The organism is Actinomadura sp. NPDC048394 (genome assembly GCF_040651755.1).
GTDB classification, from domain to species: domain Bacteria; phylum Actinomycetota; class Actinomycetes; order Streptosporangiales; family Streptosporangiaceae; genus Spirillospora; species Spirillospora montaniterrae.
In genome coordinates this window covers 1-22,655 of the sequence record NZ_JBEZJL010000116.1, presented here as the reverse complement: position 1 = coordinate 22,655, position 22,655 = coordinate 1, and the positions used below count along the sequence as shown (strand labels likewise).

Sequence of the window (22,655 nt, the reverse complement as noted above, 5' to 3'; positions counted from 1 at the left end):
GACGCCGAAGGCGCCCTTGACTTTGGAGGGGCGGCCCCGTACGCAAGCGCCACCCCACCACCCGAACACCCTTATCCACGATCTCCCGAACACCCCTCTTGCCGATACACCCTCCCCCATCACCCCGTCCCCCCATCGCCCCTCCCCACAACGCTCCAACACCCTGTCCGACACTGCTGACCTGCAGAAGGCTGCTCGCTGCACAGCCAAGAACCAAGAGCCCCGAGCCACAGCAGCGCGAAGCCCCCACGCCACAAGGCCCCCACGCCACGGAGCCCCTACGCCACGGAGCCCCCACGCCACGGAGCCCCACGCGACGAGGCCATCTGGCGCAGGGGCCGTCTGGCACGAGAGCGAGGCGGCGTGATTTAATAAATGCATAGTCATTTATTAATGGAGGTGCGATGGCGGGGCGGCCGCGAGGGGTGGACGATGCGGTGATCCTGCGGGCGGCGGTCGAGGTGATCGGACGGGTCGGTCCGGCAAGGCTGACGCTCGCGGCGGTGGCCGACGAGGTGGGGCTGGTGCCGGGGACGCTCGTCCAGCGCTTCGGGTCCAAGCGCGGGCTGCTGCTGGCACTGGCCGAGGAGGCGGTGCGGGACGCCGAAACACTGCACGAGCAAGCGCGCGACGGGCAGGCCTCGGCGCTGGTGGCGTTGCGGGCGTTCGTGCGGCGGTCGTGGTCGGCGATGTCCACGCCGGAGCAGTACGCCAACCATCTGGCGTTCCTCTGCATGGACCTGACGGATCCGGACTTCCACACGCGCGCGCTCGCCGTCCACGAGGCGAACGGGCGGGTCATTGCGGCGCTGCTCGGTGAGGCGGTGGCGGAGGGGGCACTGCGGGCCGGGACGGACGCCGTGGCGCTCGCCGGGTCGATCCAGGCCGTCACCTCGGGGGCCGGGCTCTGCTGGGCCCTCGACCGGCGGGGGACGCTGGCCGAGCGGCTCGAACGCGAGCTGGACGCCGCTCTGGCACCGCATCTGGCGTGATGAAGGAGGGATCATGGAGGATCGTCCACTGGCCGGCAAGGTCGCGCTGGTCGCCGGGGGCACGCGGGGCGGCGGCCGGGGCATCGCCGTGCAGCTCGGGGCCGCCGGCGCGACGGTGTACGTGTCCGGGCGCAGCAGCGCGTCCGGCGGATCCGGTCTCGGGCGGCGGGAGACCATCGAGGAGACCGCCGCGCTGGTCACGGAGGCGGGCGGGACGGGCGTGCCCGTGCGCACCGACCACAGCGATCCGGAGCAGGTCCGCGCGCTGGTCGAGCGGATCGCGGCGGAGCACGACGGGCGCCTCGACGTGCTGGTCGACTCGGTGTGGGGCGGCGACCCGCTGACCGACTGGGAGCGGCCGCTGTGGGAGCAGGACCTCGGCACGGGCCTGCGGCTGCTGCGGCAGGCCGTGGAGACGCACGTGATCACCGCCCGGTTCGCGCTCCCGCCGATGGTGGCGCGCGGCCGGGGGCTGGTGGTGCAGGTGACGGACGGGAACACGGCGCGCTACCGGGGCTCGTTCTTCTACGACCTGGCGAAGTCGGCGGTGATCCGACTGGCGTTCGCGCAGGCCGAGGAGCTGCGGCCGCACGGGGTGGCGGCGGTGGCGATCACGCCCGGTTTCCTGCGGTCCGAGGCGGTCCTGGACCATTTCGGCGTCACGGAGGGGAACTGGCGGGACGGGGCGGCGCGGGATCCGCACTTCGCGTACTCCGAGAGCCCCGCCTATCTGGGGCGGGCCGTCGCGGCGCTGGCCGCCGACCCGGACGTCATGGACAAGTCGGGCCGGGCCCTGGCGACCTGGGGGCTGTACGAGGAGTACGGGTTCACCGACGCCGACGGCACCCGGCCGGACTGGGCCGCGCACTGGGCCGAGGCGCTGGTGGACGAGTACGGGCCGCTCGGAGACCCGCTCTAGGACGGCGCCGCGACGACGAGCCGGTCGTTCTCGACGGTGACGGCGGTGCCGAACTCGGCGCAGGCGGCGGCGAACCGGTCGAAGATCCAGCTCCGGTCGGCGGGCCCGGCGAGGCGGGTGCGGGCGAAGTCCAGGCGCAGCGGCACGGCCTCGGCGCGGGACGGCCCGTCCGGCCCGAGGGTGACGAGGAACAGCAGGCCCAGGTCGTTGCGCAGCAGGTCGGAGACCACGTAGTCGTCGATGAAGTCGCCCATGTCGAACAGGACAGGCCAGGCGACGCCGTGGAAGACGTGCGCGGAACTGCCGGCGATGAGCGAGGCGCCCGCGTCCACCAGGTCCTTCGCGGCCCGGCGGACGTAGCGGAGCGGCTCGCTGGTCATGTTGGGGCCCCAGTGCGGCATGACCAGGACGGCGTCGTTCGCCCGCGCGAGATCGCGGATCTCGTCGCGGAGCCAGGCGGGGACGCCGTGCTCCAGGTCGGCGAGCGCGACGCCCGGCCGCCCGGGCCCGGCGGCGAAGTCGGCGGGGTGGTCGGTGAAGCCGGCGACGGCGATGCGGAGGCCGCCGTCCTCCAGGACCACCGGTTCGCGCGCCTCGCGGACGCCGGGACCCGCCCCGACGCTGCGCACGCCCGCCGCTTCGAGGTGCGCGAGGGTGTCCTCCAGGGCGTCCGGGCCGAAGTCGAGCGCGTGGTTGTTGGCGAGGTTCACGCAGTCGACACCGAGGTCGAGGAGCGCGTCGACGGCCTCCGGGGGCGCGCGGAAGTGGAACGGCTTGCCCGGCGCGTCCCAGGGGCTTCCGCGCGCGGACACGCAGCATTCGAGGTTCAGCAGGGCGAGATCGGCTTCGTGGAACACGGCCCGCACGTCCCGGGCGAACAGGCCGTGCGGGCCGGACACGGCGATCTCCTCCGCCACGCCGCGTCCGAGCATCGTGTCTCCTGCGAGGGCCACTGTGACGCTCATCGGCACCTCCCCCCACGATGGTCCTACCCCTTGCGGGAGAACCAAGTGATCTGGGTGGTCCCGGCGGATTCGCGGTGTTCGGGGGTGAACAGGGTCGGGTCGAACCGGCCGGAGAAGGCGGGGACGCCGTCGCCGGCGACGACCGGGTAGCTCTTGACGATCATCTCGTCGATCTCCGGGAGGAGCGCGGCGGCGAGCCGGCCGCCGCCGCAGAGCCAGATGTCCTTGCCGCCGTCCTCGGCCTTGAGGGCGCGGACGAGGCCGAGGGGTTCGCGGACCAGGTCCACGGCGGGGTCGTCGATCGCGGGCAGGGTGGTGGAGACGACGTACTGGCGCATGTGCGCGTACGGGCTGGTGACGCCGATGTCGAGGGCCGGCCGGTACGTGCCGAGCCCCATGACGAGGGTGTCGAACCGCTTGGCGGGCGCGTCCGCGTCCACGCCGAGGTGGGGGCGGACGTGCGTCGGGACGGTCTCGGGAAGGCGCTCCTTGATCCAGTCCGTCGTGTCGTCGCCGAGGGGATAGAAGTCGATCTCCCCGCCGGGGCCGGCGATGTAGCCGTCGATGCTGACGCCGACGTAGTAGACGAGCTTGCGCATATGAGTAACTCCGTTCGTAGTACTCTGGTTGGAGTGGTTTGAACTTAGTACTACACATGGAGTGGTGTCAATGCGGAGGAACGAGGAGCGGCGCGCGGCGCTGGTGGACGCCGCCATCGAGGTCCTGGCCAGGGAGGGGGCGCGCGGGCTGACGTTCCGGGCCGTGGACGCCGAGGCCCGCGTCCCCACCGGGACCGCGTCGAACTACTTCGCCAACCGCGACGACCTGTTCACCCAGGCGGGCGGCCGGATCTACGAGCGGCTGCAGCCGGACGCCGCGACCATGGCGGGCGGCCTGGCGGGCCCGCGCGACGCCGCCAAGGTCACCGCGCTGCTCCAGGACACGGTCGGCCGGATCGCCGAGTTCCGCACCGGCTACCTGGCCCTGCTCGAACTGCGGCTGGAGGCGACGCGCCGGCCCGAGCTTCGCGCCGTCCTCACCGAGCGGGTGCGCCAGGACCTGGACGCCAACATCGCCTACCACCTGGAGGCGGGCCTGCCCGGCGACGCCGACACGGTACGGCTGCTCTACCTCGCGCTGAACTGGCTGGTCGTGGAGCACCTGACGCTGCCGGACGTCCTCGCCGAGCACGACCTGAAGGACCTCGTGGCCCTCGCCGTCGAGCGCGCCCTCCCCCGCGACCGGACGTGATCCAGAAACGGCGCCGCCTCCCCGCGGTCGCGAGGAGGCGGCGGGAGGCCGGGGCCGTCAGCTGACGTGGAAGCCCGCGCCGACACCGCCGTGCGCGTTCATGTCGGCGAGGATGCTCCCGATGGGCGTGAAGTGCTGGGCGCCCCACGCCGAGCCGGTCAGGGCCGTCCCGTTGACGACGGGCGCGCCGGAGTCGCCCGCCCACGTCCAGATCAGCGTCCAGTACCACGGGTCGTCGGCGCCGAGCGTGGCGCCGCAGGTGAGGCCGGTGGTGTGGCCCTGCTTGCACATCCGGGTGCCGGCCGCGGGGACCTGGCCGACCGAGTCGATCGTCGTCGATCCGTTCGGCGCGCCGACGGTCGCGGCCGGAGCGACCTTGGCCGGGTCGAGCTGGATGACCGCGTAGTCCAGGCCACGGGGGCCGCCGGAGGCGTAGTTGTTGGGTTCGCTGACGTAGGTGACCTTGCCGATCGGGCCGATCGCCATGGTCGCGTCGAAGTCGAACGTGGCGGGGGCGGGCGAGCCGGGGGTCCCGGCCGGGGTGGTGTTGGCGTAGACCGTGTCGCCCACGAGCTTGTTGCCGTCGGCGTCGATGAAGCAGTGCGCGTTGGTCAGGCCGACCAGGTTCCCGGCGGCGTCGTGGCCGATCGCGGTCAGCGTGCACAGCTCGAAGCTGTAGCCGCCGCCGGAGACCTGCTTGACCTGCTGGACGATTCCGGAGCCGCCGCCGAGCGGCACCGGGGAGGCGGCGTGCGCGGGCAGCGCGGGCACGGACAGGCCCGCGGCGGCGAGCGCGGCGGCGAGGGTCCTGCGCAGGAGCTTGGGCATCGGGGCTCACTTCCAGGAGTCGGAGCGACCGGACACCGCACAGCTAAACAGACATCCATGTCTTTCTGGAAGCCGGACCGGCGCTCCGGCGCGCGGCACGCCCCTTCCACGGGCGTGCCGCAGGGACGTCGCCGCACGTCAGACCGGGACGTACGTCGCATCGTGGCCGTTTCAGGACAGCGGGCGGCCCGGGCCCTTCTGGATCTGCGCGAGGAACAGCTGCGCCAGCGCGTGCTGCCCGGCGGCCGTCGGATGGAAGCTGCGCGGCTCGGCCTCCAGCGCCGACAGGTTCAGTGCCAGGCCGTTCATGTACGGGTCCGCGCTGCCCGCCTCATGGCCGGCGAACGCGCTGTAGGCGTCGACGAACTCCACGCTCCCCCGGCCGTGCCGCGCCACGATCCGCGCGTCCGCCTCGACGGCCGACTGCCGGACGAGCTGCCCGAGCTCGTAGGCGCGGGCGTTCAGCCAGCGCTGGTCCGCCACCGTGATGTTGTCCCCGCCGACCCCGGTGACCTCGGAGAACGCCTTCGGGTACCCCATCACGATCACCCGCGCGGACGGCGCCCGGTCGGTGATCTTCTCCAGCAGGGCGGGCAGGTCCCGGCGCAGCTTCGCCATCCGGCCCGCGATGTCCGCGCCCTGGTCCGTGCAGCTGTGGCTCCACGGCAGGTGCATCACGCAGCCGCCCAGCACCTTGGAGAACCCGATGTCGTTGCCGCCGATGCTGATCGTCACCAGGCTGGTGTCGGCGTTGACGCGGCCGAGCTGCGGCGGCTCGCCGTACCGCCCCTTGAGCACGTCGTTCGTGGTGGCGCCCGAGCACGCCCAGAACGACGACCCCTTGGCGAACCGGAACGCCGTCGAGACCTCGTGGTAGTACGCCTTGGACGTCCGCCGGCACCGGTTGAGCGGGTTGCGGTCGGCGACCGTCGCCTCCGCGCCGACCCCCGCCGAGTAGGAGTCGCCGAGCGCGACGTACGAGCCGCGCGTCGCCGCCTGGAGCGCCGTGACCTGCTGGGCCTTCGCGACGACGGGGTCGGCGCGCACCGGCGGCTTCGGCCGGGGGCAGCCGCTCCCGAACGTCTTGCACCGCGCGGCGGGCATCGCCACCAGCGGGACCACCGCCAGGGCCAGCAGCCCCACCAGGACGAGGACGGCGAGCCCCCGCTCGCCGAGACGCTCCCGCAGCCGACGCGGCCAGGACCCCGGGGTCATCGTCCTCCTCGCACGACCGGGACGCCGGGAGCCACCCGCCGTCCGCCTTTACGTTGTAGATCTTGAACTGGGACGCGGGCGGGGCGTCGCGCGTTCCCGGAGAACAACTTTACGTGCGGCCGCGCCTCATCCGGTCCCGGGCGGGGGCAGCGGCGCCCACATGACGAGGCGCGGTCCGAGTTCGTGCAGGCCGGCGGCGATCTCCGCGTCCCAGTAGGCGCGGATCCCCGGCCCCCAGCGGTCCTCGGGGAGCTCGGCGAAGCCGTGCCGGGCGTACCAGGGGCCGTTCCACGGGACGTCCCGGAACGTCAGCAGGCTCACTCCCGGGGAGCCCCGCCGGGCCGCGCCGTCCAGCACCGCGCGCAGCAGCCGGGCGCCGATCCCCCGGCCGACGAGGTCGGCGTGCACGGAGATCTGCTCCAGGTGCGTCGCGCCGTCCACCTCCTCGACGGCCGCGAACCCGACCGGCGGGTCCCCGGCGACGAGGAACCCGGCGCCCTTCGCGATCATGTCCTCGGCGATGGTCGGACCGGGCGGGAACACGATCCCGACCGACCCGAACAGGCGGTCGCCGGAGTTCTCGATCGCCGGCAGCCCGGCCAGGTCCCCGGGCCGCGCGGGACGCACGTCGTACTGCATCCCGCGAGCCTAGAACGCCGCGCGGGCGGGCGGCCTCTCCTTTTCCGCCGGAAACGGGTCCTCCCGAGACGGGCGCCGCCGGAAACCGGTTGCCGCCTGCTCGGGGCGGATGCGACGGTGTCCGGCATGGCGACGGTGCGGCTGCTGGAGGTCGAGGACTGGGCGCTGTACCGGTCGGTCCGGCTCGCGTCCCTGGCGGATTCGCCAGAGGCCTTCTGGTCGTCGCTCGCCCACGAGGAGGCGTTCGCACCGGACGTCTGGCAGGACCGGCTCGCCGCCCGCAACACCTTCCTCGCCGAGACCGGCGACGGCCCGGCCGGGCTGGCCGCCGTGGTTCCCGACGAGGGCGCGGCGGCCGAGCTCGTCGGCATGTGGGTGGCGCCGTCCGCCCGCGGCCGGGGCGTCGGCGACCTCCTGGTCCGCGCCGCCCTGGACTGGGCCGCCGGCCGGGGTTTCGCCGAGCTGAGGCTCTGGGTCTTCGAGGGGAACCATCGCGCGGAGCGCCTCTACGCCCGCCACGGCTTCGCGAGGACGGGCCCCGCGAAGCCCGGCCGTCCCGGCAAGGACGAGATGCAGTTCGAGATGGCCCGCGCGGTGACCGCCGCGCGGTGACGGGTCACGGCGAGGCGTACCGCCGCAGGAACGGCCGGACCACCGGCAGGGTGAGGTCGAGGCGCAGGAACGCGTCCAGGTGACCGCAGCCGGGAAGCTCCGCCAGCGACGCGCCCGGGACGGCCTCGGCGGTGCGGCGGATCTCCGGCAGCCGGTCGTCGCGGTCCCCGGCGAGCAGCAGCACCGGCACGCCCGACGCGGCCACAGCGGCGGCGACGCCGTCCCGCTGCGAGAGCCCGACGGTCTGCGTGGCCAGCACCTCCGGGTCGATCGCCAGCATCGCGTCGCGCATCCAGCCGGGCACGGTGCTCTGCCTCTCCGCCGCCTCGACGAACGGCTCGGCGCCCTTCTCCCGGCAGAGCGCGGCCACCTGCTCGATTTCAGCGGGTTCCGCGCCGGCCGCGAAGGGGTGCGCGCCGCCGGCGATCAGGCAGGTGAGCCGGTCCGGGTGGCGGGCCAGCAGGTGGAACCCGATGGTGCCGCCCATCGAGGCGCCCCAGAAGGCCGTCCGGCCAATGCCCTCGGCGTCCAGCACGGCGACGATGTCGTCCACCTGCCGCTCGACGCGGTAGGCGGACGGGTCGAGCGGCGCGTCGCTGCCGCCGTGGCCGATCGCGTCGATGAGGACGAGCCGATGCTCCCCCGCCAGCGCGTCGGCGTGGCCGCCGGACCGCCAGGTGCCGCGGTCGCCGAAGGAGCCGTGCAGCAGCACCAGCGGCGGCCCGCTCCCCATGGTCTCCCAGGCGATGCGGCGTCCCTCGCGCACGGTTTTCCGCATGCCCCGATCCTGCGGGATCCGGCCCATCGAGCGGTACCCGTTTTCCGCCGCCGCCGCAGGTGAGGGCCGAGGACGGCGCGCGACCGGATCCGGCCGCGCACGCGGCGCGCTACTTGACGCCGGCCTCCTTCATCTCGCGGAGCTCGCGCTTGAGCTCCTTGATCTCGTCGCGGAGCCGGGCGGCGAGCTCGAACTGCAGGTCGGCGGCGGCCTGGTGCATCTGCTCGGTCATCTGCTCGATGAGGCCCTCCAGCTCCTCGCGGGGGCGGTCGCCGACCAGGTCGGCGGCGTGCCGGCCGACCTCCTTGGCGCGGGACGCGAGGCCGGGGACGGGGGCCTTGCCGCGGCTCTGCTGCCGGCCGGCGCCGCCGATGAGGGTCTCGGTGTCGGCGTCCTCGCGGGCGAGGGAGTCGAGGATGTCGGCGATCCGCTTGCGCAGCGCCGTCGGCTCGATGCCGTGCTCCTCGTTGTAGGCCTGCTGCTTGGCGCGGCGCCGGTTCGTCTCGTCGATCGCGCGCTCCATCGACGGGGTGACGGTGTCGGCGTACATGTGCACCTGGCCGGAGACGTTCCGGGCGGCGCGGCCGATCGTCTGGATGAGGGACGTCTCCGAGCGGAGGAAGCCCTCCTTGTCGGCGTCCAGGATCGAGACGAGCGACACCTCGGGCAGGTCGAGGCCCTCGCGCAGCAGGTTGATGCCGACCAGCACGTCGAACTCGCCGGCGCGCAGCTCGCGCAGCAGCTCGATGCGGCGCAGCGTGTCGACCTCGCTGTGCAGGTAGCGGACCTGGACGCCGAGTTCGAGGAGGTAGTCGGTGAGGTCCTCGGCCATCTTCTTGGTGAGGGTGGTGACGAGGACCCGCTCGTCGCGCTCGGTGCGCAGCCGGATCTCGTGGACGAGGTCGTCGATCTGGCCCTTGGTGGGCTTCACGACGATCTCCGGGTCGATCAGGCCGGTGGGCCGGATGACCTGCTCGACGACGTCGCCCTTGACCCGGTTCATCTCGTAGGGGCCGGGCGTCGCCGACAGGTAGACGGTCTGGCCGATGCGGTCGAGGAACTCCTCCCACTTCAGCGGCCGGTTGTCCATCGCGGACGGGAGCCGGAAGCCGTGCTCGACCAGCATCCGCTTGCGGGACGCGTCGCCCTCGTACATCGCGCCGATCTGCGGGACGGTCTGGTGGGACTCGTCGATGACGAGGAGGAAGTCCTCGGGGAAGTAGTCGAGGAGGGTGTTGGGGGCGGTGCCGGCGCCGCGGCCGTCGATGTGCCGGGAGTAGTTCTCGATGCCGGAGCAGGTGCCGACCTGGCGCATCATCTCGATGTCGTAGGTGGTGCGCATGCGCAGCCGCTGCGCCTCGAGCATCTTGCCCTGCCGCTCCATGACGGCGAGGGTCTCCTCCAGCTCCGCCTCGATGTCGCGGATGGCGCGCTCCATGCGCTCGGGCCCGGCGACGTAGTGGGAGGCGGGGAAGACGTACAGCTCCTCGTCCTCGGTGATGACCTCGCCGGTGAGCGGGTGCAGGGTGGCGAGCTTCTCGATCTCGTCGCCGAACATCTCGATCCGGACGGCGAGCTCCTCGTACTGCGGGATGATCTCGATCGTGTCGCCGCGGACCCGGAACGTGCCGCGGGTGAACGCGAGGTCGTTGCGGGTGTACTGCATGCCGACCAGCTGGCGGAGCAGGTCGTCGCGGTCGATCTCCTGGCCGACGTGCAGCCGGACCATCCGGTCGACGTACTCCTGCGGGGTGCCGAGGCCGTAGATGCAGGACACCGACGCGACGACGACGGTGTCGCGGCGGGTGAGCAGCGAGTTGGTCGCCGAGTGCCGCAGCCGGTCGACCTCGTCGTTGATCGAGGAGTCCTTCTCGATGTAGGTGTCGGTCTGCGGGATGTACGCCTCGGGCTGGTAGTAGTCGTAGTACGACACGAAGTACTCGACGGCGTTGCCGGGCATCATCTCGCGCAGCTCGTTGGCGAACTGCGCGGCCAGCGTCTTGTTCGGCTGCATGACCAGGACGGGCCGCTGGAGCTTCTCGACCAGCCACGCGATCGTGGCGGTCTTGCCGGTGCCGGTGGCGCCGAGCAGCACCGAGTCCTTGTCGCCGCGCGCGACGCGCTCGGCCAGCCCGGCGATCGCCTGCGGCTGGTCGCCCGACGGCGTCATCTCGGTGACGACCTCGAACGGCGCCACGCGGCGCCGCAGGTCCGTGATCGGCCGCATGATCGCCTCTCCCCCTGGTCTTCCTTCGCTTCCCGCCCACTCTATGCAGCAGGTACGACAATCGCGGACCGTCCGATATTTCCGCAGGTCAGGCCGGTGAAACGGTCAGGAGGCGGGCAGCGGCAGGCGGGCGCTGACGGCGTAGCCGCCGCCGCGCGGGCCGGCCTCGAAGCTGCCGCCGAGCGCGGTGACCCGCTCGCGCAGGCCGACCAGGCCGTGCCCGCCGCTCGGCAGGTCGTGCGCGGGCGGCGCGGTGGGCGGGTCGTTGGCGATCTCCACCTCGATCGCCTCGGGGAGCAGGCCGAGGTCGACGCGGGTGTCGGCGGCGCCCGCGTGCTTGTGCACGTTGGTGAGGGCCTCCTGGACGAGCCGGTAGAGCGTCCGTCCCACGGCGGTGGGCATGGGACGTTCCACCCCGCGGACGGACAGGACGACCCGCAGCCCCGCCGCGCCGGACTGGCCGATCAGCTCGCGCACGTGCTGGAGGGTGACGGCCTCCTGCGGGAGCGCCTCCTCGCCCTGCCGCAGGACGCCGATGACGTGCCGCAGCTCCTCCAGGGCCTGCCGGCCCATGTCGCCGATGACGGCGGCGGTCTCGGCGGCCCGTCCGGGGTCGCGGGCGGCGACGGCCTTGAGGGCGCCGGCGTGGACGACCATGACGCTGATCCGGTTGGCGACCACGTCGTGCATCTCGCGGGCGATGCGGGTGCGTTCCTCGCCCCGCGCGCGCTCTGCGAGGAGGTGCTGCTCGCGTTCCAGGCGTGCGGTGCGCTCCTGGAGGGACGCCAGGAGCTGCTTGCGCGCCCCCATATAGAGGCCCAGAAGGACGGGCACCGCGGTGAAGGTGGTCCCGAAGATCGCCTGGACGAGGAAGCTGTCGTTGCTCGACGTCGGCGCGGGGAAGGCGAGGCCGACGGCGTAGTTCAGAGCCGCGACCGCTAAGACGACCCGGCGGGACGTCGCGTAGGCGGCCAGCGAGTACAGGATGACCAGGACGACGAACGCGCCGCCCCCGGTGACCGCGCTGAACGCCGTCGCGAAGACCGCCAGCGCGACGGGGTGCCGGCGGCGCACGACGATGCTGAGGCCGATGATCACGCTGCACGCCGACGTGACGGTGTGCGGAAGCCAGAAGTGCTGCGGGGAGAACCACAGGAAAAGGCCGTCCAGAACCGCGAAGGACACGGCCAGGGTGACGTCCAGCGCGCGTGAACGCCGCGTCGGCCACGCCGCCGACCACCAGCCCCGGAGGTGCATGCGACGAGCCTATAGGCAGGCCAGGGGACCCGAACCGGGCCCGATGGGCGGGGACCGCCCGTCCGGTCCCCGCCCAGGTGGGGGCGCCGATGGCGGTTCCGGTGACGGGGGTGTGGCCCGGCGGTGCCCGCGACGCCCCGCCCGCAGGGCTTTCCCGCCGTCCCGGTGCTGTGGTTACGATGACGGCGCCGACTAGGACGGGGATGGCCGCAGACGATGACGCGCTTCGCCACGTGGCTCGGGAAGAACGCCGACGCCTTCATCGCGCTGGTGCTGGCGATCACCGTCGCGGTGCTCGGGCTCGGGGTGAACCTGCCGCACGAGGACGAGATCACCAACAGCGCCGTCCTCGCGGTGATCGCGCTGCTGGCCACCTCGGTGCTGCGCGACCGGGGCCGCCGCATCCCGGTGGAGGCCGAGGTCCGCGACACGCTGCGCGCGTCCTCCGCCACGCTGGACGAGCTGAGCGGCCGGCTGGCGCACATCGAGCAGTTCGAGGGCGTGCTGGCGGGCACCAAGCGGGCGCTGGACGAGACGGCGGTCGTGCGGGTGATCGGCGGCGGGCAGGTCGCGCACGTGCTGGAGGAGGCGCGCCGAGACACCGACCGGTGGTTCTTCAAGGGCGGCACCGGGACCTACATCCGCGCCAAGACGCTGCCCGAGTGCGTGGCGGCCGCCCGCCGGGACCGGCGCACGCTGCTGTTCCGGCTGGAGATCCTCGACCCCACCAACGTGGAGGTCTGCGAGGCGTACGCGCGGCACCGGCGCTCGGTGTCGGACGCGCCGGACGCGACGGGCGAGAAGTGGACGCTGGAGCGCACCCGCAAGGAGGCGTACGCGACGCTCCTGGCGGCGTGCTGGCACAAGCAGCGCTTCGGGATGCTCGACATCGACATCGGCCTGGCGCAGACGATGACGACGCTGCGCTACGACCTGGCGTCGACGCGGCTGGTGGTGACCCGCGACGACCCGCGCGGCGAGGCGCTGGTGGTCGACAACGACAAGTTCTACTACAGCTGGGTGAGCGCCGAGCTGCAGATGAGCCTGGACCAGGCGCGGCGGGTCCCGGTGGAGCAGGCGCGGCTGGCGCCGCTGGACGACGAGCCGACCGTCGAGGAGGTCCGCAAGCTCTTCGAGGTGATCGGGATCCATCTGGCGCCCTCCTACACCGACCGGGACGTCATCGAGATCATCCGCAAGGCGCTGCGCGCGAAGGACCCGTACGAATGACCGGGCCGCGCCGCCGGCCGCCGGGAGGACGTGGCGGGACGGGATGAGGTACGAGGAGATCCAGGGGGACATCCGCGCCGGCCGGGCCGCGCGGACGCTGCCGGCGTGGGCCGGGCGCGTCCTGGCGGACGCCGTCGCGGGCCGCTCGCCGGTCGCGGCGGTGCGCCACCCTCTGGGCTTCCTGTGCCTGCCGGTGGAGCGCAGCGGCGATCTCGGCGTGTGCCTGCACATCTGGACGCCTGAGGTGCGGCCCGCCCCGTCGACGACGTCGCCGGTCCACTGCCACAGCTGGGATCTGCTCAGCTTCGTCCTGTACGGGACGGTGCGGAACGTCCGTATGGACGTCCTCGAAGAGCCGGGCGCGGCACCGGGCGTCGCCGCGGCGGAGAGCGCCGGGCAGGTGTTCGAGGTGGTGAGCAGCGGCGACGTGGACGAGCTGCGGGCGACGGGCCGAGCCGTCCGCTACCGTCCCGGCCCTTCGACGACGCACCGCACCGGGGAGTCGTACACGCTGCCCGCGGGGGTGTTCCACAGCACGCTCATCGAGGACGGCCTGGACGCGGCGACGGTTGCGCTGGGGCGGCAGACGCCCGGCGGCGGCGACCTGTCGCTCGGGCCGCTGGACGTCCCGACGCACCGGGTGCGGCGCTCCCGGTCCGACCCCGGCGACACGGTGCGGGCGCTGCGGCGCTCGGCGCACCGGATCGCGACCGCGCATCCCGGCCCCGCCGGGGTCGCGTCCCTGCCCGCCGACGAACCGCCGTCCTCCGGCCCGTACGGGCGCCGGCACCGCTCGGCCCGCCGGTAGGCGGGCCTTCGACGACTGGAGAGGCACCGATGAGAACCGGAATCCCGTCACCGGCCCTCCCGGTCGATCTCTCGGAGGCCCGCCGGGTCGCGGTCGAGGCCGCGGAGGCGGCGGGGACGCTGCTGCGGTCCCGGGTGGACGGCCCGGTGGACGTCCGGCCCAAGGGCACGGCCGGGGACGTGGTGACGGAACTGGACATGGCGGCCGAGTCGCTGATCCTGGAGCGGCTGCGCGCGTCGTACCCGGGGCACCGCATCATCGCGGAGGAGTCCGGGATCCTGGACGGCGCGCCGGGCGAGGAGATGGTGTGGCTCGTCGATCCTCTGGACGGCACCAACAACGTCGCCATAGGGATGCCGGTGTACGCGGTCGGCCTGGCGTTGTGCGCGCGCGGGGAGCCGGTGCTGGGCGTCGTCCATGACCCGGTGACGGGACGCACCTGGTCGGCGCTGAACGGCGGCGGCGCGCAGGGCCCGGGCGGAGCGCCGCTCACGCTGCCGGAGCGTCCGCGTCCCGGGCGGGAGCGGAACCCGGTTCTGGCGTGGACGCAGGGGCACCAGGTGAGGCCGGGCGACGCCGCGGCGTTCCGGCTGCGCTCGCGGGTGGAGGCCGGGTGCGCGCGGATGCTGCAGCTGTGGGCGCCGCTGGTGGGGTGGGCGATGCTGGCGCGCGGCGACATCGACGGGTTCGTCGGGTACCTGCCGGAGATCGTGGATCTTCCGGCGGGGGCGCTGCTGGCGGCGGAGGCGGGCGCGGAGCTGCGCCGCCTGGACGGGGCGCCGTACGAGCTGGGCATCGACCGGCCGCCGGCGGAGCTGAGCTTCGTCGCGGCGCGCCCGGAGCTGCTCGACCGCCTGCTCGAAACCGCCGCGGAGACCGCCGCGGGGAGCAATGCGGGGAGCGCCCCGGCGCCCTGACCGGCCCGGTCAGCGGGTCAGCAGCAGCGCCCCGACGGCGGCGGCGCAGCCGAAGACGGCCAAGGCCGCCCCGGTCAGGACGAACTTGCGCATTGGGACCCGGACGTCCCACCGGCGGCACCACTCGAACCACAGGAGCGTCGCGAGCGACCCCCACGGGGTGATGACCGGCCCCACGTTCGTGCCGGCGAGCAGCGAGAGCAGCTGGTCCTTGTTGGCCGCGGGCACGGCGGACTCGCCCGCGACGTAGGCGGGCAGGTTGTTCAGCACGTTCGACAGGCCCGCCCCCGAGAAGGCCGCGCGGAACGCTCCCGAGGCGCCGTCGTCGGTCCCGACGAGCGCGCGCATCGCATCGTCGAGGCCGTAGCGCTCCAGCGTGGGGACGACGAGGAACAGCCCGGTGACGAACACCATCAGTTGCCAGGGGATCAGCGCGGGCCGCAGCGCGGAGCGGTCCCGGACGGCGAACGCGGCGACGGCCACGGCGGCGGCCACGGTGGTCGCTATGCCGAGCTGGATCCCGGTGTGGACGCCCGCAAGGATCGCGCCGATGAACAGCAGGCACGCGACGCCGGTCGTGGAGAACAGCACCCGGTCGCGCACGGGGACGGGCTCGGGCGGGTCGTAGGCGTCCTCGCCGCGCATGCTCCGCCGCCAGTAGAACACCCACAGCAGCACCATGGTGACGGCCAGGACCGCCGTCTGCGGCAGCCACATCCGCACGGCGAACTCGGGGGTCTCCAGGGCGACCCGGTCGGCGGCGAGCAGGTTCGTCAGGTTGGAGACCGGCAGCAGCAGGCTCGCGGTGTTGGCGAGCCACACGGTCGTCATGGCGAGTGGCAAGGCCGCGATCCGCGCGCGCGCCGCGAGCGCCAGCATGACCGGGGTGAGCAGTACCGCCGTCGTGTCGAGGTTGAGGAAGATGGTGTTGACCGCCGCGAACGCCACGCACAGCAGGAACAGGGAGGCGTAACGGCCGCGCCCTGCGCGCGCCACCCGCTGCGCGATGGCGTCGAAGACGCCGGCCTCCTTGGTCAGCTCCGCGAGCACGATGATGGCGAACAGGAACAGCAGCAGCGGCGCGATGCGTCCGACGCTGGAGCGCGCGGTCTCGGCGGGCAGCGCCCCGGTCGCGACGAAGACGAGGCCGAGCGCGAGGACGCCGATGCGGATCCAGTCGAGAACGCCCAGCGAGCGGGCCGCGCGGCGGGCGATCTCGATCGGGGGCGACACGCGCGCCATGATCCCATAACCGGGCCGGTGCCCCGGCGGACCACCGCGCCGCCACCCGCGCGGGCGCACGCGGGCGCACGCGGCTCACCGGGGCGGTGCGGTGGAGATCGCCGTCCCAGGCGCGATACTGGCGGCATGACTCCCCCCGGCGGCCGTTCGCGGCAGGAGCGTCCCACCGACTTCTTCATCAGCTACTCCCCCGCCGACGAGCGGTGGGCGTCCTGGATCGCCTGGCAGCTGGAGGCGGCCGGGCACCGGACGATGATGCAGGCGTGGGACTTCGTGCCCGGCACGAACTTCATCGACTTCATGGACCGGGGGCTGTCGGAGGCCAAGGCCGTGGTGGCGGTGCTGTCGCGCAACTACCTGCGCTCGCGGTACGGGCGGCTGGAGTGGATGGCGGCGCTGCGGGCCGACCCGGACGACCCGGCCCGCAAGCTCGTCACGGTCCGGATCGAGGACTGCCCGATCGACGGGCTGCTGTCGACGATCACCTACGTGGACCTGGTCGGGATCGAGGACCCCGACGAGGCGCGCGGGCTGCTGATGCGGCGCATCCAGGAGGCGCTGATCGGCCACGCGCGCCCCTCGGACGGTCCCGGATTCCCAGGGGGCGGTCCGGGTACCGCGGGCGGTCCTGCGGCGATCGTGGGCCGCCTGGAGGGCGCCGGGTCCGTCGAGGACGGCCTCGGCGGGCCGGAGCGGCCGGAGCCGGCGGGCGAGCGGCCCGCGCGCCGCGCGCCCGTGGCGGCGCCCGCGTTCCCCTCCGCGAACGGCGGGGAGGAGCCCCGCGAGCGGCTGAGCGTGCTGCACGTGTCCGGGCCGCGGTTCGGCCGGACGCTCGCCGAGCCGGGCGAGCCGACGACGGCGGCGGAGCTGCAGGACCGCATCTGGAGCGACGTGACCCGGCTCGCCGACGCCGGCGTCCCGCGGCCGGACCTGCTGGTCGTCACCGGCAACCTCACCCACTCCGGCAGCCGCAAGGAGTTCGCCGAGGCGCTGTCGTTCCTGACGAGCCTGCGCGCCCTGCTCGGCCTCGAGGCGCAGCGGGTCGTGGTGGTGCCGGGCACGCACGACGTGACGCGGGCGGCGTGCCAGGCGTACTTCTCCAGCTGCGAGGCCGACGACATCGAGCCGCAGCCGCCTTACTGGCCGAAATGGCGGCACTTCGCGAACCTGTTCAAGGAGTTCTACCAGGGCCTCGACTCGCTGGTCTTCGACAGCGCGCAGCCGTGGACGCTGTTCCCCGTCCCCGACCTGAAGGTCGTGGTGGCCGGGCTCAACTCGACGCTGCCGCAGTCGCACCGCGAGGAGGACCGGTACGGGCGGGTCGGGCAGGCGCAGGCGGCGTGGTTCAACGAGCGGCTCCGCCACTTCGAGGACGAGGGGTGGCTGCGGCTCGGCGCGGTCGAGCACACGCCCATCGCCGGCGAACCCGGCGCGCTGCGCGACCCCGAGACCGTCGAAACGCTGCTGGGCGGCCACCTCAACCTGTTCTTCCAGGGCACCGAGTCCGACTTCGGCGCCGTGCCGCTGCTCGGCTCCGGCGTCCCGTCCGTCCCGGCGCTCGGGCCCGGGCGGCACCAGACCGTCGTGCTGCGGCCCGACGGCCTGGAGCGGTGGATCCCCGAGGACGCCGCCAGGCGCGGCCCCGAACGCCTCGACGTCACCTGGTCGAAGACGGCGGGAACGTTCCCGCCCAAGGAGGCGGCGCCGGTGGGCCCGGCCGGTCCCGTCCCCGAGCTCGGCCCCGGCGCGACCCCGGCCGGTCCCGCCGACCCGGCGCCCGACCCCACGGCCCGGCTGCTGGACCGGCTCACCGAGGCGTGCGAGACCCGGTTCGAGCGCGCGACGATCCGGCGCGTCGTCCCGCCGCCCCGCGAGGACGGCCGCGCCGACCCGCCGCACCTGCTGCTCACCCACCTGGAGGACGGGTTCGTCCGGCAGTACCGGATCGGCGCGCACGTCGGGCAGGTGACCGAGGAGGACGTGGACGCGTTCGCCCGGCACGTGCACGCCGACGGCGCCGACCACGGGTCCGAGCTGGTCTACCTCGGCGCGGCGCCGCCGCGGTCGCTGCGCGAGGACGCGCTGCGCCGCGGCATCCGGGTCCGCAGCCTCACCGAGTTCCAGGGGCTGCTCGACCTGTCGGAGTACGTGTCGGCGCAGACGGCCCGGCTGTCGGCGGGCGGGCTGTACCCGCCGTCGCTGTACGTCCCGCAGCGGTACCGGGAGCTCGACCGGTTCCGCCCGGACGCGCCGTCCGGCCAGGACGGGGCGGACGAGGCGCCGGCGGAGGGCGTCGGCGTCGCGGAGGACGTCGTCGGCGAGATGCTGCGGCTGCTGGCCGCCGACCACGGCCGGTTCCTGCTGCTGCTGGGCGACTTCGGGCGGGGCAAGACGTTCGCGCTGCGCGAGCTGGCCCGCCGCATCCCCGAGGAGCTGCCGCACGTCGTCCCGATCCTCATCGAGCTGCGCGCGCTCGACAAGGCGCACTCGGTGGACGGGCTCGTCGCCGCGCACCTGGCGAACCACGGCGAGGAGCTGATCGACCTCAAGGCGTTCCACTACATGCTGCGGCAGGGCCGCATCGTGCTGCTGTTCGACGGGTTCGACGAGCTGGTCACCCGGGTGACCTACGACCGGGCCGCCGACCACCTCGACACGCTGCTGCAGGCCGCGCAGGACAAGGCGAAGATCGTCGTGGCGAGCCGCACGCAGCACTTCAAGTCGCAGGCGCAGGTGCTGACCGCCCTCGGCGAGAAGGTCGGGGTGCTGCCGCACCGGCGCGTCCTCGGGCTGGAGGAGTTCACCCCCCGGCAGGTCCGCTCGTACCTGGTCAACCGGTACGGCGACGAGCAGACCGCCGACGCCCGCCTCGGCCTGCTGTCGGGCATCGAGGAGCTGCTCGCGCTGACGTCCAACCCGCGCATGCTGAGCTTCATCGCCGACCTCCCCGAGGACCGGCTCCGCGCCGTCGCGCAGGCCCGCACGACGGTCAGCCCCGCCGACCTGTACCACGAGATCCTGTCGTCGTGGCTGGCGTACGAGGCCGAGCGGGTCCGCGGCAGCGGCGGGCCGTCCGGCCTCGCCGTCGACGACATGTGGGAGGCGGTCGGCACCCTCGCCCTGCGGCTGTGGGAGGGCAACGAGCAGTTCCTGCGCCTCGCCGAGCTCGCCGACGTCGCCGACACCCTCACCGGCCTCGCCGAGGGACGTCTCTCCCCGCACCAGGTGACGCACGCGGTCGGCGCCGGCAGCCTGCTCGTCCGCACCGACGAGGGCCTCTTCGGCTTCATCCACGGGTCGGTGATGGAGTGGCTCGTCGCCCGGCACATCGCCGACGGGTTCGCCCGCGGCGCCGCCCCCGCCGCGCTGAGCCGCCGGGCGCTGTCCCAGCTCACCGTCGACTTCCTGTGCGACCTCGCCGACACCCGCGCCTGCCAGGACTGGGCCGCCGGCGTCCTCGCCGACCCCGCCGCCGACGACACCGCCCGCGCCAACGCCATCCGCGTCACCACCCGGCTGCGCACCCCCGCCCGCACCGACCTGCGCGGCGCCCGCCTGCAGGGCGAGGACCTGTCCTACCGCGACCTGCACGAGGTCGACCTGACCGGCGCCGACCTCACCGACGCGCAGCTCGTCGGCGCGAACCTGTCGCGCGCGGTGCTGCGGGACGCCTCGCTCGCCGGCGCCCGCCTCGACGAGGCGAAGCTGACCGGCGCGGACCTGCGCGGCGCCGACCTGTCCCGGGCCCGGCTCGCCCGCGCCGACCTGCGCGACGCCGCCGTCGAGGGCAGCCGCTGGACGCGCGCCGCGCTCGTCGACGCCGACCTGCCGGACCGGATCGCGACCGCGCCGGAGCTGCGCGAGGCCGCCATCGCGCCCGGCCGCCCCATCGACATCCAGGTCGCGCCCGCCGCCGTCGGCGTCCCCTACGGCTTCCACTTCCAGACCAGCCGGCTGCCGCAGCCGCTCGCCTACAGCCCCGGCGGGTCCGTCCTCGCCGTCGGCAGCGAGGACGGCGGCGTGCTCGTCTGCGACGCCGTCACCGGCACCCCGCTGCGCACCCTGCAGGGCCACCGCGACCGCGCCTACGCGGTGGCGTTCGACCGCGACGGGAACCTCCTCGCCAGCGGCTCCGCGGACGGCACCGTCCGCCTGTGGGACCTCGCGACCGGACGGTGCGCGCACACCCTCACCGTCCACCCGGAAGGCGTGTGGCCCGTCGTCGTCGGCGGGCACGCGCCCGCCGGCGGCAGCCTCGTCGCCGCCGGCGCCGCCGACGGCACGATCCGGATCTGGGACGCCACCAGCGGCGAGCACCTCCACGACCTGGCCGGGCACACCGCGCCCGTCTACACCGCCGTGTTCGACCCCGCCGGCTCCCTCATGGTCACCGGCGACGCGGGCGGCACCCTGCGCGTCTGGGACCTCGCCACCGGCGCGCTGCGGCGCGAGCTGACCGGCCACCGCGGCGCCGTGTTCCGCGCCGTGTTCCACCCCGGCGGCTCGGTGCTGGCGGCCGGCGACGAGGCCGGCGTCGTCCGGCTCTGGGACATCCGCACCGGCGAGATCCGGCAGGAGCTCCTCGGCCACACCGGCCGCGTCTACGCCATCGCGTTCCACCCCGGCGGCGGCCTCCTCGTCACCGGCGACACCGACGGGTCCGTCCGGCTCTGGGAGGACGGCCGGCACCGCGCCACCCTGTCCGGCCACGGCGGCGGCATCTACCAGGCCGCGTTCAGCCCCGACGGCGGCCGCCTCGCCACCGCCGACAGCGCCGGGTCCGTCCGGCTGTGGGACCCCGAGACGGGCCGGCAGCGCCTCGAGCTCGCCGGGCACCGCGGCGCCGTCTGGCCGTTCGCGTTCCGCCCCGACGGCCGGCAGCTCGCCACCAGCAGCAACGACGGCACCGCCCGGATGTGGGACGCCGAGACCGGCCAGTGCCGCACCGTGCTGCGCGGCCACGGCCGCCGCGTCACCGGCGTCGCGTTCAGCCCCGACGGCGGCCTGCTCGCCTCCAGCGGCAACGACGGCCTCGTCCGGCTGTGGGACCCGCGCACCGGCCGGATGATCCGGGAGCTGCGCGGCGCCGCCGACAACCTCACCTCCGCCGCCTTCAACGACCGCGACTCCCAGCTCGCCACCGCCACCAACGACGGCGGCGTCCACCTGTGGCAGGCCGGCACCGGCACGTTCGAACGCGAGCTGAACGTCGAGACCGACCACGTGTGGGCGCAGGCGTTCGCGCCCGACGGCGACGTCCTCGCCACCGCCAACGACGACGACAGCGTCCGGCTCTGGTACTGGACGAGCGGCCGGGAGATCGTCAACCTCGCCGACCACCGCGGCCGGGTCCGCTCGATCGCCTTCCACCCCGGCGGCGGCGCCGTCGCGACCGGCTGCGACGACGGCGTCGTCCGGCTCTGGGACCCGCGGACCGGCGAGCTCGTCCGGGCGCTGCGCGGCCACGCCGACCGCGTCTACCAGGTGGCGTTCGCGCCGTCCGGCGACGTCCTCGCCAGCGCCAGCAACGACGGCACCGTCCGGCTGTGGGACACCGCGTCCGGCGACGCCCTGCACGAGCTGCGCGGCCACGCCGGGCGCCTCTGGACGACCGCGTTCCACCCGTCCGGGGAGATGCTCGCCAGCGCCGGCGACGACCTCGTCGTCCGCCTCTGGGACCCCGCGACCGGCCGGCCGCTGCACACCCTCACCGGCCACACCCGCCGCGTCTGGTCGGCGGCGTTCAGCCCCGACGGGACGCAGCTCGCGACCGCCGGCGACGACGGCGCCGTCATCCTCTGGGACGTGTCCGACCGCACCGCGCCCGCGCGCCGCGCGACCCTCCTCGGCCTCGCCGAGGGCTGGGCCGCGCTCGCCCCCGACGGCCGCTACAAGTGGGAGGGCAACGCCACCGCCGAGTTCTGGTACGCCGTCGGCATGTGCCGCTTCGAACCCGGCGAACTCGACACCTACCTCCGCGAAGTCCGCCAGCTCCCCATGGATGCGGCGTTCTAGGCTCAGGTCTGCTCGCGGGCGGCCTTGTCGGCGGCTTGGCGGGTGAGGGTTTCCCAGAGGGCGTCCACCTGGGACTTGAGGTCGTCGAGGGTGCCGGAGTTGTCGATGACGTGGGTGGCGACGGCGCGGCGCTGCTCGCGGGTGGCCTGGTTCGCCATCCGGGCGCGGGCGTCCTCCTCGGTCATGCCGCGGCGGGACGTCAGCCGGTCCAGCTGCGTCTCCTCGGGCGCGTCCACGACCACGACCGCGTCGTACATGCCGGCGAGGCCGTTCTCGGCGAGCAGCGGGACGTCGTAGACGACGATCGCGCCGGCGGGGGCGGCGTCCATCAGCTCCTGCATCCGCTCCCCCACCAGCGGGTGGACGATCGCGTTGAGGGCGGCGAGCCGCTCCGGGTGGGCGAACACGATCCGGCCGACCTTCTCGCGGTCCAGGGCGCCGGACGGCAGCAGCACGTCCGCGCCGAACTCGGCGACGACCGCGGCGAGGCCCGGGGTGCCCGGCTCGACCACCTCGCGGGCGATCTTGTCGGCGTCGATGACCACCGCGCCGCGCTCGTCCAGCCGCGCGGACACCTCGCTCTTGCCCGACCCGATTCCGCCGGTGAGTCCCACTTTCAGCACGCGCCCACCCTAGCGGGCGCGGGATTCAGGGGGTCTCGGCGGGGACGAGGGCCTTGCGCATGTGCACGAACGTCAGGTGCGCGGCGACCCGCTCGCGGTGGGGGGGGGGGGGTCGGCGCCGCCCCGTAAGGGGGCGC

General features: G+C 74.0%; 18 protein-coding genes. 8 read left to right on the top strand and 10 right to left on the bottom strand.

What is annotated here, in order from left to right; genetic code table 11:
* The first annotated feature begins 404 nt into the window (after nucleotides 1-404).
* The gene (locus AB0C78_RS47135) at nucleotides 405-992 is read left to right on the top strand and encodes a helix-turn-helix domain-containing protein (protein ID WP_360761553.1); all 588 of its coding nucleotides are present in this window, start codon (nucleotides 405-407) and stop codon (nucleotides 990-992) included.
* 13 nt (nucleotides 993-1,005) lie between these two features.
* Nucleotides 1,006-1,911, top strand: a complete 906-nt coding sequence (locus tag AB0C78_RS47130) for an SDR family oxidoreductase (protein ID WP_360761552.1) — start codon at nucleotides 1,006-1,008, stop codon at nucleotides 1,909-1,911.
* Here AB0C78_RS47130 and AB0C78_RS47125 read toward each other — a convergent pair.
* Nucleotides 1,908-2,876 carry a CapA family protein gene (locus tag AB0C78_RS47125; protein ID WP_360761551.1) on the bottom strand — a complete coding sequence of 323 codons (969 nt, stop codon included), beginning with the start codon at nucleotides 2,874-2,876 and terminating at the stop codon, nucleotides 1,908-1,910. The two genes, AB0C78_RS47130 and AB0C78_RS47125, sit on opposite strands and share 4 nt — an antisense overlap.
* Before the next feature lie 23 nt (nucleotides 2,877-2,899).
* Nucleotides 2,900-3,475 carry a dihydrofolate reductase family protein gene (locus AB0C78_RS47120; protein WP_360761549.1) on the bottom strand — a complete coding sequence of 192 codons (576 nt, stop codon included), beginning with the start codon at nucleotides 3,473-3,475 and terminating at the stop codon, nucleotides 2,900-2,902.
* 70 nt (nucleotides 3,476-3,545) lie between these two features.
* Between AB0C78_RS47120 and AB0C78_RS47115 the strand changes: the two genes are divergently transcribed.
* The gene (locus AB0C78_RS47115) at nucleotides 3,546-4,127 is read left to right on the top strand and encodes a TetR family transcriptional regulator (protein WP_360761548.1); all 582 of its coding nucleotides are present in this window, start codon (nucleotides 3,546-3,548) and stop codon (nucleotides 4,125-4,127) included.
* A 57-nt stretch (nucleotides 4,128-4,184) separates the two neighbouring features.
* Here AB0C78_RS47115 and AB0C78_RS47110 read toward each other — a convergent pair whose 3' ends face one another.
* From AB0C78_RS47110 to AB0C78_RS47100, 3 genes are all read right to left on the bottom strand, one after another.
* Nucleotides 4,185-4,955, bottom strand: a complete 771-nt coding sequence (locus tag AB0C78_RS47110) for a trypsin-like peptidase domain-containing protein (RefSeq protein WP_360761546.1) — start codon at nucleotides 4,953-4,955, stop codon at nucleotides 4,185-4,187.
* Between the two features lie 171 nt (nucleotides 4,956-5,126).
* On the bottom strand, nucleotides 5,127-6,170 hold the full coding sequence (locus AB0C78_RS47105; protein ID WP_360761544.1) for an SGNH/GDSL hydrolase family protein: 1,044 nt from the start codon (nucleotides 6,168-6,170) through the stop codon (nucleotides 5,127-5,129).
* Between the two features lie 126 nt (nucleotides 6,171-6,296).
* Nucleotides 6,297-6,809 carry a GNAT family N-acetyltransferase gene (locus tag AB0C78_RS47100; RefSeq protein ID WP_360761542.1) on the bottom strand — a complete coding sequence of 171 codons (513 nt, stop codon included), beginning with the start codon at nucleotides 6,807-6,809 and terminating at the stop codon, nucleotides 6,297-6,299.
* A gap of 126 nt (nucleotides 6,810-6,935) precedes the next feature.
* On the opposite strand from AB0C78_RS47100, the gene AB0C78_RS47095 reads away from it, so the two are divergent.
* Complete coding sequence (locus AB0C78_RS47095) at nucleotides 6,936-7,421, top strand: GNAT family N-acetyltransferase (RefSeq protein WP_360761540.1); 486 nt, start codon at nucleotides 6,936-6,938, stop codon at nucleotides 7,419-7,421.
* Between the two features lie 4 nt (nucleotides 7,422-7,425).
* On the opposite strand, the gene AB0C78_RS47090 is transcribed toward AB0C78_RS47095, so the two are convergent.
* From AB0C78_RS47090 to AB0C78_RS47080, 3 genes are all read right to left on the bottom strand, one after another.
* A complete protein-coding gene (locus AB0C78_RS47090; protein ID WP_360761538.1) occupies nucleotides 7,426-8,199 on the bottom strand; it encodes an alpha/beta fold hydrolase in 774 nt (257 codons plus the stop codon).
* A gap of 109 nt (nucleotides 8,200-8,308) precedes the next feature.
* Nucleotides 8,309-10,426: an excinuclease ABC subunit UvrB gene (gene uvrB / locus AB0C78_RS47085; protein ID WP_360761536.1), complete on the bottom strand. Its 2,118-nt coding sequence runs from the start codon at nucleotides 10,424-10,426 to the stop codon at nucleotides 8,309-8,311.
* 105 nt (nucleotides 10,427-10,531) lie between these two features.
* On the bottom strand, nucleotides 10,532-11,683 hold the full coding sequence (locus AB0C78_RS47080) for a histidine kinase (RefSeq protein ID WP_151544383.1): 1,152 nt from the start codon (nucleotides 11,681-11,683) through the stop codon (nucleotides 10,532-10,534).
* A gap of 216 nt (nucleotides 11,684-11,899) precedes the next feature.
* Here AB0C78_RS47080 and AB0C78_RS47075 point away from each other — a divergent pair, with 216 nt between their 5' ends.
* The 3 genes from AB0C78_RS47075 to AB0C78_RS47065 are packed head-to-tail and all read left to right on the top strand — an operon-like array spanning nucleotide 11,900 to nucleotide 14,638.
* On the top strand, nucleotides 11,900-12,913 hold the full coding sequence (locus AB0C78_RS47075; RefSeq protein ID WP_360761534.1) for a hypothetical protein: 1,014 nt from the start codon (nucleotides 11,900-11,902) through the stop codon (nucleotides 12,911-12,913).
* A 43-nt stretch (nucleotides 12,914-12,956) separates the two neighbouring features.
* Complete coding sequence (locus tag AB0C78_RS47070) at nucleotides 12,957-13,721, top strand: hypothetical protein (protein WP_360761532.1); 765 nt, start codon at nucleotides 12,957-12,959, stop codon at nucleotides 13,719-13,721.
* Between the two features lie 29 nt (nucleotides 13,722-13,750).
* A complete protein-coding gene (locus AB0C78_RS47065) occupies nucleotides 13,751-14,638 on the top strand; it encodes an inositol monophosphatase family protein (RefSeq protein WP_360761530.1) in 888 nt (295 codons plus the stop codon).
* A gap of 9 nt (nucleotides 14,639-14,647) precedes the next feature.
* On the opposite strand, the gene AB0C78_RS47060 is transcribed toward AB0C78_RS47065, so the two are convergent.
* Complete coding sequence (locus AB0C78_RS47060; protein WP_360761528.1) at nucleotides 14,648-15,880, bottom strand: SLC13 family permease; 1,233 nt, start codon at nucleotides 15,878-15,880, stop codon at nucleotides 14,648-14,650.
* Between the two features lie 126 nt (nucleotides 15,881-16,006).
* Between AB0C78_RS47060 and AB0C78_RS47055 the strand changes: the two genes are divergently transcribed.
* A complete protein-coding gene (locus AB0C78_RS47055; protein ID WP_360761526.1) occupies nucleotides 16,007-21,895 on the top strand; it encodes a TIR domain-containing protein in 5,889 nt (1,962 codons plus the stop codon).
* Between the two features lie 2 nt (nucleotides 21,896-21,897).
* Here the strand turns inward: AB0C78_RS47055 and coaE are convergent, their stop codons facing one another.
* The gene (gene coaE / locus AB0C78_RS47050; RefSeq protein WP_360761524.1) at nucleotides 21,898-22,518 is read right to left on the bottom strand and encodes a dephospho-CoA kinase; all 621 of its coding nucleotides are present in this window, start codon (nucleotides 22,516-22,518) and stop codon (nucleotides 21,898-21,900) included.
* Nucleotides 22,519-22,655: the final 137 nt, after the last annotated feature.

Excerpts from the sequence above, each read along its gene's own strand:
- AB0C78_RS47135 (WP_360761553.1), top strand. The coding sequence starts at position 405 with ATGGCGGGGCGGCCGCGAGGGGTGGACGATGCGGTGATCCTGCGGGCG.
- AB0C78_RS47130 (WP_360761552.1), top strand. The coding sequence starts at position 1,006 with ATGGAGGATCGTCCACTGGCCGGCAAGGTCGCGCTGGTCGCCGGGGGC.
- AB0C78_RS47125 (WP_360761551.1), bottom strand. The coding sequence starts at position 2,876 with ATGAGCGTCACAGTGGCCCTCGCAGGAGACACGATGCTCGGACGCGGC.
- AB0C78_RS47120 (WP_360761549.1), bottom strand. The coding sequence starts at position 3,475 with ATGCGCAAGCTCGTCTACTACGTCGGCGTCAGCATCGACGGCTACATC.
- AB0C78_RS47115 (WP_360761548.1), top strand. The coding sequence starts at position 3,546 with ATGCGGAGGAACGAGGAGCGGCGCGCGGCGCTGGTGGACGCCGCCATC.
- AB0C78_RS47110 (WP_360761546.1), bottom strand. The coding sequence starts at position 4,955 with ATGCCCAAGCTCCTGCGCAGGACCCTCGCCGCCGCGCTCGCCGCCGCG.
- AB0C78_RS47105 (WP_360761544.1), bottom strand. The coding sequence starts at position 6,170 with ATGACCCCGGGGTCCTGGCCGCGTCGGCTGCGGGAGCGTCTCGGCGAG.
- AB0C78_RS47100 (WP_360761542.1), bottom strand. The coding sequence starts at position 6,809 with ATGCAGTACGACGTGCGTCCCGCGCGGCCCGGGGACCTGGCCGGGCTG.
- AB0C78_RS47095 (WP_360761540.1), top strand. The coding sequence starts at position 6,936 with ATGGCGACGGTGCGGCTGCTGGAGGTCGAGGACTGGGCGCTGTACCGG.
- AB0C78_RS47090 (WP_360761538.1), bottom strand. The coding sequence starts at position 8,199 with ATGCGGAAAACCGTGCGCGAGGGACGCCGCATCGCCTGGGAGACCATG.
- uvrB (WP_360761536.1), bottom strand. The coding sequence starts at position 10,426 with ATGCGGCCGATCACGGACCTGCGGCGCCGCGTGGCGCCGTTCGAGGTC.
- AB0C78_RS47080 (WP_151544383.1), bottom strand. The coding sequence starts at position 11,683 with ATGCACCTCCGGGGCTGGTGGTCGGCGGCGTGGCCGACGCGGCGTTCA.
- AB0C78_RS47075 (WP_360761534.1), top strand. The coding sequence starts at position 11,900 with ATGACGCGCTTCGCCACGTGGCTCGGGAAGAACGCCGACGCCTTCATC.
- AB0C78_RS47070 (WP_360761532.1), top strand. The coding sequence starts at position 12,957 with ATGAGGTACGAGGAGATCCAGGGGGACATCCGCGCCGGCCGGGCCGCG.
- AB0C78_RS47065 (WP_360761530.1), top strand. The coding sequence starts at position 13,751 with ATGAGAACCGGAATCCCGTCACCGGCCCTCCCGGTCGATCTCTCGGAG.
- AB0C78_RS47060 (WP_360761528.1), bottom strand. The coding sequence starts at position 15,880 with ATGGCGCGCGTGTCGCCCCCGATCGAGATCGCCCGCCGCGCGGCCCGC.
- AB0C78_RS47055 (WP_360761526.1), top strand. The coding sequence starts at position 16,007 with ATGACTCCCCCCGGCGGCCGTTCGCGGCAGGAGCGTCCCACCGACTTC.